General features: G+C 40.3%; 11 protein-coding genes. 1 reads left to right on the plus strand and 10 read right to left on the minus strand.

Going from position 1 to position 14,172, the window contains the following annotated elements; genetic code table 11:
- Window positions 1–310 precede the first annotated feature (310 nt).
- From galU to rppH, 6 genes are all read right to left on the minus strand, one after another.
- On the minus strand, window positions 311–1,189 hold the full coding sequence (gene galU, locus H5126_RS16960) for a UTP--glucose-1-phosphate uridylyltransferase GalU (protein WP_182720293.1): 879 nt from the start codon (window positions 1,187–1,189) through the stop codon (window positions 311–313).
- Window positions 1,190–1,212: 23 nt separating this feature from the next.
- On the minus strand, window positions 1,213–2,064 hold the full coding sequence (locus H5126_RS16965; protein ID WP_182720292.1) for a thymidylate synthase: 852 nt from the start codon (window positions 2,062–2,064) through the stop codon (window positions 1,213–1,215).
- A gap of 10 nt (window positions 2,065–2,074) precedes the next feature.
- Window positions 2,075–2,878 carry a prolipoprotein diacylglyceryl transferase gene (gene lgt / locus H5126_RS16970; RefSeq protein WP_182197705.1) on the minus strand — a complete coding sequence of 268 codons (804 nt, stop codon included), beginning with the start codon at window positions 2,876–2,878 and terminating at the stop codon, window positions 2,075–2,077.
- Between the two features lie 13 nt (window positions 2,879–2,891).
- Complete coding sequence (locus tag H5126_RS16975; protein ID WP_182720291.1) at window positions 2,892–3,701, minus strand: sulfite exporter TauE/SafE family protein; 810 nt, start codon at window positions 3,699–3,701, stop codon at window positions 2,892–2,894.
- Window positions 3,702–3,791: 90 nt separating this feature from the next.
- The gene (gene ptsP, locus H5126_RS16980; RefSeq protein WP_182720290.1) at window positions 3,792–6,056 is read right to left on the minus strand and encodes a phosphoenolpyruvate--protein phosphotransferase; all 2,265 of its coding nucleotides are present in this window, start codon (window positions 6,054–6,056) and stop codon (window positions 3,792–3,794) included.
- A gap of 30 nt (window positions 6,057–6,086) precedes the next feature.
- Window positions 6,087–6,605, minus strand: a complete 519-nt coding sequence (gene rppH / locus H5126_RS16985) for an RNA pyrophosphohydrolase (RefSeq protein WP_002958704.1) — start codon at window positions 6,603–6,605, stop codon at window positions 6,087–6,089.
- A gap of 530 nt (window positions 6,606–7,135) precedes the next feature.
- On the opposite strand from rppH, the gene mutH reads away from it, so the two are divergent.
- Window positions 7,136–7,807, plus strand: coding sequence for a DNA mismatch repair endonuclease MutH (gene mutH / locus H5126_RS16990; RefSeq protein ID WP_182720289.1), 672 nt, complete (start codon window positions 7,136–7,138; stop codon window positions 7,805–7,807).
- Window positions 7,808–8,000: 193 nt separating this feature from the next.
- Here the strand turns inward: mutH and eno are convergent, their stop codons facing one another.
- From eno to relA, 4 genes are all read right to left on the minus strand, one after another.
- A complete protein-coding gene (gene eno / locus H5126_RS16995; protein ID WP_002958706.1) occupies window positions 8,001–9,299 on the minus strand; it encodes a phosphopyruvate hydratase in 1,299 nt (432 codons plus the stop codon).
- 112 nt (window positions 9,300–9,411) lie between these two features.
- On the minus strand, window positions 9,412–11,046 hold the full coding sequence (locus H5126_RS17000) for a CTP synthase (protein ID WP_033020682.1): 1,635 nt from the start codon (window positions 11,044–11,046) through the stop codon (window positions 9,412–9,414).
- A gap of 162 nt (window positions 11,047–11,208) precedes the next feature.
- A complete protein-coding gene (gene mazG, locus H5126_RS17005) occupies window positions 11,209–12,006 on the minus strand; it encodes a nucleoside triphosphate pyrophosphohydrolase (RefSeq protein ID WP_182720288.1) in 798 nt (265 codons plus the stop codon).
- A 2-nt stretch (window positions 12,007–12,008) separates the two neighbouring features.
- Entirely contained in the window at window positions 12,009–14,165 is a 2,157-nt protein-coding gene (relA, locus tag H5126_RS17010) for a GTP diphosphokinase (protein WP_024594977.1), read from the minus strand.
- Window positions 14,166–14,172: the final 7 nt, after the last annotated feature.

The following is a 14,172-nucleotide window of genomic DNA, read 5'->3' on the forward strand; positions in this document are numbered from 1 at the left end:
TACTGACTTACATCCCTGTAAGAATAAGTAAAAACCGAGTAAAGCTTCCGCGTCCTGCTCACGCCCCTTACCTACATCCATGTAGGCAACAAAGAGTAAATTGCCCCGAGGCAGAACCCTTCGGGCAGCGCATGTTTGGCATCTATACTACGTTATCACCTATTTATGGGGAATAACCACACTACATAGGCTCTGCCTTGCCTAAATACCAAACAGCCTGCTGCAAATTTAGCCTCGAAAGATAAACAGGCCTGATAAAACTCATAAAAAAGGCGCCGATATAGGCGCCTTTCATGATTTACATTAACTGTTAAATCAGTTTTTTAATAAATGACTTTAATTCATCAGCAAATTCATCGCGACGAAGTGCAAATTCAATAGTCGCTTTTAAATAACCAATTTTACTTCCACAATCGTGGCTACGGCCTTTTATAGCGTATGCATCTACTTTTTCGTGTTCCATTAACATCGCAATTGCGTCAGTTAATTGAATTTCATTGCCTGCTCCTTGCGGAGTTTTTGCAAGTAACGGCCATATGTTTTCGCTTAATACGTATCGACCCACTACAGCTAAGTTTGATGGCGCTTCATCTACTGGCGGTTTTTCTACCATATTAAAAATTGGCGAGTTTTCGCCTTGCTTTAAGTCAACATCACCTAAATCAACTACACCAAACTGGTTAACTTGTGCCATTGGTACTGGTTCTACCATAATTTGGCTATGCTTGGTTTTCTCAAAATTAGCGATCATTTCTGCTAAGTTATCTTTTTTAAGATCGCTCTCTACATCGTCGATAATTACATCTGGTAAAATAACTACAAACGGTTCGTTACCAATAATAGGTGCTGCACAACTAATTGCATGCCCTAAGCCTTTTGCTTCACCTTGGCGTACGTGAATAATGGTTACGTCTTTAGGGCAGATTGCTTGCACTTCGGCAAGTAGTTGCCGCTTAACACGCTTTTCTAAAGTAGCTTCTAGTTCAAAACTTGTATCGAAGTGATTTTCAATTGAGTTTTTACTTGAGTGCGTTACTAACACTATTTCTTTAATACCTGCAGCAACGGCTTCGTTTACTACATATTGAATTAAAGGACGGTCTACCACTGGCAGCATTTCTTTAGGAATTGCTTTAGTGGCTGGTAACATACGAGTACCAAGGCCCGCTACTGGGATCACTGCTTTCATTTTATGTTTTCCTTAATCTTTTATTATACTGAAAATGGATATTGAATCGCTTCGTGGCATTGATAGCCTATTACTTCAAAGTCGTCTCGTGTTACCCACGTTTCTATGTCTTCTAATGATTTAATTTTTGGATTAATTTTTAACTGAGGTGATGCAAATGGCTCACGCGTTAACTGCACATCTCGCATCAGTTCAAGTTGGTTTTCGTAAATATGTGCATTAGCAATTTTATGATACACCTTACCCGCTTTGTGGCCGGTAATTTGAGCCACTAACGCAAGCAACACAAAACACTGAATTTGATTAAAATTAAGGCCGAGCGGTACATCACAGCTTCGCTGGTATGACGTTAAATATAGCGTATCACCAAGTAGCGAAAAAGTGTGCGTATGCATACACGGGCGCAAACAACCAAGCTCAAACTCACCTGGATTATAAAACGTGATTATTTCACCACGGTCATCAATGCCATTTTTTAAGTTATTGATAACTTTGGAAAGCTGATCAAGCGTTGAGCCATCTGGTCGTTGCCAACCACGGCCTTGTACGCCATAAACACGTCCCATGTCATCCTCACCTTTACGGTTAGGATTATTAAGCCATGCGTTGTTATCGTTCGCGTTGGCATCCCATGTTTTACAGCCAATTTCACGAAATTGCGCAGCGCTGTCGTAACCGCGTAAATAACCTAGTAGCTCAGCAATCGCTGCTTTGTAGTAACTTTTACGCGTCGTGATCATCGGAAACTTATTATTAGCCACATCGTATTCTAAATCGGCATTAATAACGGTTAAACAACGCGTACCTGTACGTTCGTTTTCGACCCACTGACCTTCGTCAACAATACGCTGACATAATTTTAAATATTGTTTCATGCTTTTCTTATTATGCCTTAGCTGTTTTAACGTGTTGTGGTTGCTTGTATGCCCAAATTAATAAGCCTAAACCACCCACTATCATAGGAAGTGAAAGTATTTGTCCCATTGAAATAAAGTCGGCAAATAAACCTAGTTGTGCATCGGGTTGGCGGAAATATTCAATACAGAATCTAAACACGCCGTAACCTAATAAAAACACACCGGCTACACTCCCTGCTGGACGTGGTTTTTTAATAAACCATTGCAGGATTAAAAACAGCACTAAGCCTTCGAAAAATGCTTCGTATAACTGCGATGGGTGACGCGCAAGCGGACCGCCCGTTGGAAATACCATTGCCCATGGCACGTCGGTAACACGCCCCCATAATTCACCGTTTATAAAGTTACCAATACGCCCGGCTAAAAGCCCTACAGGAACAAGTGGTGCAACAAAGTCGCCCACTTGAAGCAGTGACTTTTTACGCGTCCACGAAAAAATTGCGACGGCGGTTATAACGCCAAGTGTTCCACCATGGAACGACATACCGCCCTGATCTATCCTAAATAAATACAGTGGGTTTTCTATAAAATAACTAAACTGGTAAAACAATACGTAACCAATACGCCCGCCTAGTATTACCCCTAACATGCCGTAAAACAGTAAATCGCTTACTTGCTCTTTAGTCCAACCCGAATTTGGCTTTGACGCTTGACGATTAGCAAACCACATCGCAAATGCAAAACCTATTAAGTACATTAAGCCATACCAACGTACGCTTAGCGGTCCAACAGAAAAAATAATTGGATCAATTTGAGGAAACTCAAGTGCCATAAAAAATAAACCTTTAGCTAAAAACCATTTTAATTGCGATAACTACAAGCAGCACCGCGAAAACTTTCTTAATTGTATTAACAGGTAAATAGTGAGTTGCTTTAGCGCCAATAGGCGCAACAAACCACGAGGTAATAACAATCCCAAATAATGCAGGTAAGTAAACAAACCCGGCAAAACCATGCTCTAAATCGGTAACATGCCAGCCTGCGCTGATGTAACCAATAGAGCCAAATAATGCAATAACAATTCCGCACGCTGCCGCACAGCCAATTGCTTTTTTTATATCAACCGAAAAATAATTAAGCATAGGTACAATTAAAGCTCCGCCGCCAATCCCTATTAAACCTGATAATCCGCCCATTATTGCAGAAACGCCCCCTAAAATAGGACCTGCCGGCAACGGTTTTTCTGACATCTGTTTATTACGCGCGGAGAGCACCATTCTTGCTGCAATAAATACAACACTTATAGCAAACACTGTACGCAATATTTGTTCAGGGATTAAACTTGCTGCAAAGCCACTAATAAGTGCACCTAAAGCCACACCCGACATAACCCATGGGGCAATATCCCAAGGCACGTTATCATTTTTATGATGAGCCAGCGCTGAAGACGTTGAAGTAAATAAAATAGAGGCGAGTGAGGTTGCAATAGCAATTACTAATACATGATCAGCTGACGTTACATTAAATGACAGTAGCAGAGTGCTTAGAACTGGAACGATAATTAAACCGCCACCAATGCCTAGTAACCCAGCTAAAAACCCAACAATACAGCCTAGTAGTGCGCAGCTTGCGACTAACAAACCTAAGTCATACATAGTAATCTCAAATACCCTTTTAAGGTTTATATATTAAAGGATTATAAAACTAATAGCATCTGTGTATTGCAATTAATTAGGCGTATAAGCTTATTTGGGAGTGTAAAACAAATCACCTAATTTATGCTCTAGCATAAAGCTTCGCGTTAAACGTAGTACTTGTTTGGCTGTGGATTGCGCTAAGCATTCACTTAATAGTTGTTCCATGTCACTGACATTTAAACGCCTAAGTACCCATTTAACTTTATTAAGCGATGATAAATTCATACTAAGGCGCCTGTAACCCATGGCAATAAGCAAAATAGCCCCTTCAGGATCGCCGCCTAGTTCACCACACAAACTAAATGGCAGTTCATATTGCTCACATTCACGCGCTACTTTATTTAGTACCCTGAGTACGCCCGGGTGATAAGGGTTAAAAAGTTCGGCAACTCGTGCATTAGCCCTGTCTACTGCTAATAAATACTGTGTTAAATCGTTACTACCTACTGAGCAAAAATCGACTTTTTTTGACCACTCAGGAAGCATAAATACACTTGAAGGTACCTCTAGCATTATACCTATGTCGGGTCTTTCTATGGTTTGCTCTGGGTATTTTTCACTTAACTCAAAATAAGCCTGTTCAAATAACGCAAGTGACTCATCAACTTCTTCAGTGCCACTGATCATAGGGAGCATTATTTTTAAATTACCCAAACCAATATTTGCTTTAAGCATCGCTTTTAGTTGATCTAAAAATAATTCGGGATGATCAAGGCTAATACGAATACCACGCCAACCTAAAAATGGGTTTTCTTCGGTAATGTTAAAGTAATCGAGTACTTTATCACCCCCAATATCCAATGTACGCATAACCACAGGATTAGGATGATAGCTAGTTAGTACTTCTCGGTACCAATTTTCTTGCTCGGATTGCGAAGGAAACTGACCCTTTTGCATAAACCACGCTTCGGTTCGATAAAGCCCCACACCGTCACAAATATGCGCGCTACTTTGCTCAGTATTAAGCTCAAGGCCTGCGTTTAATAATAAGCTAACATGTTCACCGTCAAGCGTAATTGATTCCGAGTCTTGCTCAGCTAAAAAGCGGTTATTAAGTAGGTTATCTTGATGCTGTAACTCTGTGTATTCGTCCATCAGCATTTGTGAAGGCGATATATATAAACGCCCAGCAAATGCATCTAAAATCATCGGTTTGCCATTAAACTGAAGTAGAGGTAAATCTTCTATACCCCAAATGGCAGGGATCCCCATCGCACGCGTTAATATAGAAGCATGGCTATTTGCAGAGCCATTTACGCTTACCACACCTGTTAAGTGACCTTTTGGCACTTCAGCAAGCATGGCGGGTGTTAAGGTATTAGCAATTAAAATAGTGTTGGGCGGATAATTTTTAACAGCGTGCTCTGTATTTACAAGATGGTGTAATACGCGAAGACCAATGTCTTTAACGTCAACAGCACGCTCTTTTATATAAGGGTCTTGCATGGCATTAAATTGAGATATTAAACGCTCTATTACAATTTTTAGGGCGCTTTTAGCACACCAGCCTTCTTGTAATTGCATTTCAACATTATGCCCTAAACTTTTAGCATCAAGCAGTTGTTGATACACATCAAATACCGCAAGAGCTTCGTGCGGAATAGAATCGCTTAGCGTCATAGATAGGGTATTAAATTCTTTGCGCGTTGCAGCTACAGCTTGAGTAAATAAACGGCGCTGCTCAGTGACGTCACTGTCTTTTAAAAGCTCAATAGATTTAAAATCAAGTTTTGGTAATACAACAAATGCTTGTCCTATACCTATTCCCGGCGCGCTCGATACACCTTTTAAAACAGACGTTTGATGAGATGACTCATCTTGGCGTAGTATTTCTTTAATTTCAGCATGCGCTAACTGTGACGCAAGTTGAGCAGAAAGCGTTATTAAAAACGACTCTTCGTCTTGGCTAAATACACGTGCCATTTTTTGTTGGACAACAATAACGCCCAGTACTTTTTTTTGATGAACAACGGGTACAGATAAAAAAGCGTTGTAGCCTTCTTCATTTACTTCGGGGGAGAGCTTAAAACGAGGATGCGATTTAGCAAATGCAATATTAATGGGTTCTTCGCGTTGCGCTACTAGGCCAACTAAACCTTCGGTAAAACCAATTCTAAACTTACCTACCGCATCGGGGTTTAGCCCTTCGGTTGCCATAAGTACAAAATTGTCTTGGCTGTAATCTGCAAAATAAATGGAGCAGCACTGGGTTTTCATGGCATCTTTAACCATTTGCACAAAGCACACTAATGCACTGTCTAAATTCGCTTGTCGCGATACAGACTCCGCAATAGATCTCAGTGTAGCCAGCATGTCCTGCTCCTTTATTCTATAGAGAAATTACTACCTTTTACTTCGCCAATGATCTTTATGTTGTTCTCTCTTATTAAAAGGCATGGCGAAAGGAGCAAACTCTTTCATTACACGTCGATAAACATCCCGTTTAAACGATACAACCTGTCTTACAGGATACCAATAACTTACCCAGCGCCAATCATCAAACTCTGGATGATGGGTTTTAAGTAAATTTACATCTTCGTCTTTACAGCGTAATTTTAGTAAAAACCATTTTTGTTTTTGCCCAATACACACCGGACTAGAGTCTCGGCGGATTAATCGTTTGGGTAATTTATAGCGTAACCAATGTTTTGAGCTTGCGACTATTTCTACATCTTCTGGTCGCAACCCTACTTCTTCGTGTAATTCACGGTACATGGTTTGTTCTGCAGTTTCACCATCATCAACACCACCTTGGGGAAATTGCCAAGAGTGTTGACCATAACGTCTGGCCCAAAAAACCTGTCCCTGATTATTGCAAATCACAATTCCGACATTGGCACGAAAACCTTCGGCATCAATCACCTTAGTGCCTCATTTGTAAGTCGATTTTTAATGATTGTTCCACATTAGCCGCAATACGGCAAATACTATTATACCCAACCCGATTAGTAAGCTAAGTTTGAGCTTTTAGTACATTGATAAATTAATGGAGAATAGGTAAATATTTAGAAAATAACTCAGCAAAGCTATTGCGGTTCTTGTTTTCCTCTAGTTACTCACAGTTTGTGCATAACTTTTGTAAAACACGCTCATTTTGCAAACAAATCCACAATATTAGATCTTAAAACTTAGCTTCTCCACAGATTCTGTGGATAAACATGTTCATATAGTTGTATTTATCCTTACAACTTTGAAATGGCTTAATCAAAACTGAACGTGCACATTTAAAAAAACCTGCAGAGTCAGTAACTTAAAGTAAAGTAGCTTAATTTCAATATGTGCAAAATTAACACAAACAACAGGCGGGCAAAAAACGTACAACCCTAAAGATATCCACGGCTTAGCCTATTTGCTATCATGGCTATGGTATTTATACAACCGAAATTAAGAATATGCGACCTACAAAACCACACTCAATAAACGACTTAATGCAGCGCGTTAACAGTATTGCCGGATTAACACTTGGGCAACTTGCAAACCAGTACTATTTTAAAACACCTGATGATTTACTACGTGAAAAAGGCTGGACTGGGCAACTCATTGAATACGTACTAGGCGCTACTGCAGGCTCAAAACCCCTCCCCGATTTTGAAGATTTAGGAATTGAGCTAAAAACACTGCCTATTTCTTATAAAGGTAGGCCACTGGAAACTACGTTTGTATCGGTTACACCTTTAATGAACGTAACGGGAATGACGTGGCATACCAGCTCTGTGCGTAAAAAACTAAATCATGTTTTATGGCTGCCAATTTTAAGCGAACGTGATATTGCGCCGTTTGACAGAACCATCGGCAGCGGCTTTTTGTGGCAGCCTTCACCTGAACAAGACGCTTTGTTACAGCGCGACTGGGAAGAGCAAATGGAGCTAATTGCGCTAGGTAGAATCGACGAAATATCAGGCCATTTAGGCGATGCTATGCAAATACGCCCCAAAGCTGCTCATAGTAAAATAGTCACTGATGCTATTGGCCCAAATGGGCAAATAATTAAAACCCTACCCCGTGGTTTTTATTTAAAAACCAGTTTTACAGGTGATATTTTAAAGCAGCAGTTTCAGCTATGAGTGCGTAAGAAGTTAAAGCATGAGTAAAGCGTTATACTTTTGTGCTCCACTCTTTAGTGCTGCGTACATCAACAAGCTTAAAGCATACAATTTATTTTCATCTCTTTGGAAAAAGTATCAGGCATAAAAAATCCCCGCATAGGCGAGGATTTTATCATCTAAAATTAAAAGTTATATTCTATGTAAAATAGAATTACTGACCTTTAACTTCTTTAAGACCGTTGTACGGTGCTTTATCACCTAATTGCTCTTCAATACGTAGCAATTGGTTGTACTTTGCAACACGGTCAGAACGGCTCAATGAACCTGTTTTGATTTGACCTGCAGCAGTACCCACTGCTAAATCAGCAATTGTTGAATCTTCAGTTTCACCAGAACGGTGAGAAATAACAACAGTAAAACCAGCATCTTTAGCCATTTTGATTGCAGCTAAAGTTTCAGTTAAAGAACCGATTTGGTTAAACTTAATTAAGATTGAGTTAGCAATACCGTTGTCGATACCACGTTTTAAAATCTTCGTGTTAGTTACAAATAAATCATCACCTACTAATTGGATTTTATCACCCATTAGTTTAGTTTGGTGTGCAAAGCCATCCCAATCAGACTCATCAAGACCATCTTCAATAGAAACGATTGGGTACTGATTAGTAAGATCTTGTAAGAAGAAGTTAAATTCTTCAGAAGTGAATTTTTTACCTTCACCTTTAAGATCGTAGATGTTTGCTTCTTTGTCGTAAAACTCAGATGCAGCACAATCCATCGCTAAAGTAATATCTTTACCTAGCTCGTAACCTGCGTTTGCAACAGCTACTTTGATTGCAGCAAGAGCCGCTTCGTTAGATGCAAGGTTAGGTGCAAAACCACCTTCATCGCCAACCGCTGTTGAATGACCATCAGCTTTAAGCACTTTAGCAAGGCTGTGGAATACTTCAGCGCCCATACGTAGGCCTTCGCGGAAGTTTTTAGCGCCAACAGGTTGGATCATGAATTCTTGAATATCTACAGAGTTATCTGCGTGCTCACCACCATTGATGATGTTCATCATTGGAAGTGGCATAGAGTAAACACCTGGTGTGCCATTTAAGTCAGCAATATGTTCATAAAGCTCAACTTTTTTAGACTGTGCAGCTGCTTTCGCAGTTGCTAGTGATACAGCTAAGATTGCGTTTGCACCTAATTTTTCTTTATTTTCGGTACCATCTAAATCTAGCATCACTTTATCAACAGCGTTTTGATCTAATGCATTTTGACCAGCTAAAGCATCAGCAATTTCTTTATTAATATAACCAACTGCTTTTAATACGCCTTTACCTAAGTAACGTGATTTATCACCGTCGCGTAACTCTAATGCTTCACGAGTACCAGTAGATGCGCCTGAAGGTGCTGCTGCACGACCCCAAGAACCATCTGCTAAATGTACGTCTGCTTCAACAGTTGGGTTACCACGCGAGTCCATAATTTCGCGACCGATTACTTTTACGATTTCTGACATCTTGATTCCTCTATATTCCCAAAATGGTGAGTTCAGCTAACTTTACTACGTTTTATATAGCTTAGTCAGCCCTTAAAACAAAAAAGCCGTGCAATATGCACGGCTTTTAAAATTACGAATTCGCTTTTTGGTGGATGTGTGCAGCTGCTACAAACCCTTCAAATAACGGATGACCATCACGTGGCGTTGACGTGAATTCCGGATGGAACTGCGCGGCAATAAACCATGGGTGATCTTTATTTTCGATAATTTCTACCAGTTTTTTATCTTCTGATAAACCAGTAAAGCTTAAGCCTGCTTTTTCAAGTATTTCTACGAAGTTATTATTTACTTCGTAGCGATGACGATGACGTTCAACAATTTCGTCGCTGCCATATACTCCATGTACTTTAGAACCAGGCGTTAAATGACATTTTTGTGCGCCTAAACGCATAGTGCCACCTAAATCAGATTTTTCGCTACGTGTTTCAACATTACCTTCAGCATCTAGCCATTCAGTAATTAAGCCAACTACAGGCGCTTCTGAATTTGCATTAAATTCTGTAGAGTTTGCATCCGTTAAACCTGCAACATTACGTGCATATTCAATTAATGCTACTTGCATTCCTAAACAAATACCTAAGTATGGTACTTTATTTTCACGTGCATATTTAGCTGCTAAAATTTTACCTTCAACACCACGTCCGCCAAATCCACCCGGTACTAAAATAGCATCTAAGTGTGAAAGTAATTCAACACCTTTGCTTTCTAAGTCTTGTGAATCTACGTATTCAATGTTGATTGTTAGGCGATTTTTAAGACCCGCATGCTTTAATGCTTCGTTAACCGATTTGTACGCATCTGGTAATTCAATATATTTACCAACCATACCAATGGTCACTTCACCCGTTGGGTTAGACTCTTGATAAAGTACTTGTTCCCACTCAGCTAAATCAGCTTCTGGTGGATCTAAGTGAAAACGACGACATACAAAGTTATCTAATTCTTGTGTTTTTAATAACGCAGGAATTTTATAAATGCTGTCTACATCTGGTAGTGAAATAACCGCTTTTTCTTCTACGTTTGTGAATAATGAGATTTTTGCACGCTCATTATTAGGTAGTTTACGGTCTGAACGACAAATAAGAATATCTGGCTGAATACCTACTGAGCGTAACTCTTTAACAGAGTGCTGAGTTGGTTTTGTTTTAACTTCACCGGCAGGGCCTAAAAATGGCACTAGCGTTAAGTGAATAAATAGCGCGCGTTCGCGGCCAATTTCAGTTCCCATCTGACGAATTGCTTCAATAAACGGTTGTGATTCAATATCACCTACAGTGCCGCCAATTTCTACAATAGCAATATCATAACCTTCAGCACCGTCGTATACACGTTGCTTAATATCGTTAGTGATATGTGGAATAACCTGAATAGTAGCACCTAGGTATTCACCACGGCGCTCACGACGTAATACGTCTTCATATACACGGCCTTGTGTGAAGTTATTACGACTAGTCATTTTGGTACGGATAAAACGCTCGTAGTGACCTAAATCAAGGTCAGTTTCTGCGCCGTCTTCTGTAACGTAAACTTCACCGTGTTGAATTGGGCTCATTGTGCCTGGGTCAACGTTGATGTAAGGATCCAGCTTTAAAATGGTAACATTTAAACCACGGGCTTCTAAAATAGCGGCCAGTGAAGCTGCGGCAATACCTTTACCCAACGAAGAAACAACTCCGCCAGTAACGAAGATAAATTTTGTACTCATGCGAACCCTAGAATATCAGGAATTAAAAGGAATATAACACCCAAAGAAGAGCCTAAGGGTATATCATCAAGACGGGGCGAAATTGTACCAAAACACTGCTTATCAATCCAGCTAAAATTAGCTAATACGCGCACAAAAAACGTGCACTATTTAACATTAAGCCTATTTTACTTTTTTAATCGCATCCCACGCACTATCCATCTCTTCAGAGGTTGCTGTATCTAAGCTTTTACCTTGCGCATGCAAATAAGCATTTACCTTTTCAAAACGCGCTGAAAACTTATCATTAGCGCTACGAAGCAGTTGTTCGGGATCTCGTTTAACATGGCGTACAACATTAACAGTGGCAAAAAGTAAGTCGCCGAGCTCTTCCGCTGTATGATCAGATAACGGGTCTTGCTCAATCGCTTCTTTTACTTCAAGCACTTCTTCACTCACTTTATCTAGTGCACCATGATACGTTGGCCAATCAAAGCCAAGGGAAGCCACGCGTTGTTGAATTTTTTTGGCTTTACTTAAGCTTGGCATACTGCCAGGAATATCTTGCCAAAAAGAAGGGGGTTCGGTTTGCGCTCTAGCACTTCGCTCCTGTGCTTTGATTGCTTGCCACTGCTGCGATAATTGATCGTCTGTTAGCTCTTTTTTTTCACCAAACACATGCGGGTGACGACGGGTAAGCTTATCGTTTAATTGCTCTACTAGATCATTAAAATCAAATAGATTTTGCTCTTGTGCAAGTTGCGCATAAAAAACTATTTGAAATAGCAAATCACCCAATTCACCTTTAAGCTCATCTAAGTTGCCTGATTCAATACAGTCGGCAACTTCGTACGCTTCTTCTAGCGTATGCGGCACAATAGATTTAAAATTTTGCTTGAGATCCCACGGACAACCGCCCTTGGGATCTCGCAGTGTTTTCATTATGCTAAGAAGTTGTGTAAGCGCTGTATTATCATTCATGATTAATGACCACGCTTGGCATCATGTACACCTTCAATTTGGTGTAATTTAGAAAGAACACGGTTAGTACCCGATAAGTCATGTACTTCTATTTGCATTGTAAATATAGCTAACTGATTATCTTCAACCGTATTTACGTTCATGTTTAAAACATTTACTTTTTCATTAGCAAGTACTGAGCTTATATCGCGTATCAACCCTGAACGATCGGTGGCTTCTATTTTAATACTTAGTGCGTACGAGCCGTTAATATCATCTGACCAACTTACCGAAATAACACGCTCAGGATGCTGGTTTTTTAAGTTATTAAACGAATCACAGTCTTCCTTATGAACACCTATTCCTCGACCTTGGGTTATATAACCTATTATTTCATCGCCAGGTACTGGGCGACAGCACTTGGCTACATGGCTCATTAAGCTGCCAACACCATCAACCACAATGCCGTTTTTATCACCAGTTACTTTACTTGGTGCTTTAATGCGAATAACCGGCTCATCTTCTGTCCGATCACTTACAAAGTTAAGCATTTGATTGAGGCGAACATCGCCCGCACCAATCGCAACCATTAAGTCATCCAGCTCTTTAAAGTTAAAACGCTTAATGGCTGGCTCTAAATCTTTATATGTTAAATTGAGCTTTTGTAATTCACTGTCGAGAATTTCTTTCCCCGCACTTAAGTTTTTGTCGCGGTCGAGCTGTTTAAACCAGTGGTGGATTTTAGCTCTAGCACGGGATGACTTAATGTATCCTAATGACGGGTTTAACCAATCACGACTTGGATTTGGTTGTTTTTGGGTGAGTATTTCTACCTGATCCCCTGTTGTAAGTTGATGCGTAAACGGCACTATTTTGCCGAATATTTTTGCACCAATACAACGATGCCCCACATTTGAGTGAATGTAGTAAGCAAAATCAAGCGGTGTAGCGCCAAGTGGTAAATCGATAATATCGCCGCTTGGGGTAAATATGTATACGCGATCTTCTACTACTTGGTTTTTAAGCTCTTCTGCTAAATCGCCACCATCAACCACTTCTTCTTGCCATTGGAGTAGCTTACGCAACCAGCTGATTTTTTGCTCATAACCCGAGCCGCGCCCTGGTAATGCACCTTCTTTGTACATCCAGTGTGCAGCCACCCCTAACTCAGCATCTTGATGCATGTCGCTGGTACGAATTTGTATCTCTACCGTTTTACCTTCAGGTCCAAATACCACGGTATGAATTGACTGATAGCCGTTTTGTTTTGGGGTTGCTACATAGTCGTCAAACTCTTTATTAAGATGACGCCAATTGGTGTGCACAATGCCCAGCGCACCGTAGCAGTCTTGCAATCGTTCAACGACGATACGCATTGCCCGAATATCAAAAAGCTGATCAAACTCGTAGTTTTTTTGCTGCATTTTTTTATAAATGCTGTAAATGTGCTTAGGACGGCCATAAACCTGGGCCTCTATGCCCGCTTCACTTAAACGATTTTTTACTTGCTCAACCATATCTTCCATGTAGGCTTCGCGTGTAAGACGTTTGTCGTCAAGTTGTTTGGCTATGCTTTTATAGGTGCCTGGGTGCAAATATCTAAACGATAAATCTTCCAGTTCCCATTTTAATTGCCCTATTCCTAATCTGTTTGCCAATGGTGCAAAAATATCAGCCGTTTCTTTAGCGGCAATGACGCGGTCTTCTTCATCCGCATTTTTTACATTGCGTAAATGACATACCTGCTCGGCAAGCTTAATGACCACGGCGCGCACATCTTCAACCATGGTTAATAACATTTTTCGAATATTATCAACTTGCATAGTGCCTTTACCTTGATGCGATAAAGTACTAATAGTGGCCATTTGTGCAACCCCAGTTAACAGCATGGCTATGTTATTCCCAAGCTGCTCTTCGATGGTTTCAAGCGATATTAAGTCGTTTAAAAAATACGGGGTTAAATACGCAGTAGCTAACGATTCGGGGTCGAGATTTAGCTCAGCTAAAATTTCAACCATTTCGATTGCAGTAGTTTGCCTGCTTTCACTATCACATTTTACGCAGAGCGCTTGGGCTTTAGTAAGTAGCTCTGTTTTTTCTTCAGACAAGGCAAGAAATGAAAGCCGAGTGCTAAAATCTGTTGTCTCATCTTGTTGATGTGATTGTCGTGTAGCTACCATAATGCGT

Source organism: Pseudoalteromonas sp. SG45-3 (assembly GCF_014164075.1).
Classification (GTDB): domain Bacteria; phylum Pseudomonadota; class Gammaproteobacteria; order Enterobacterales; family Alteromonadaceae; genus Pseudoalteromonas; species Pseudoalteromonas distincta.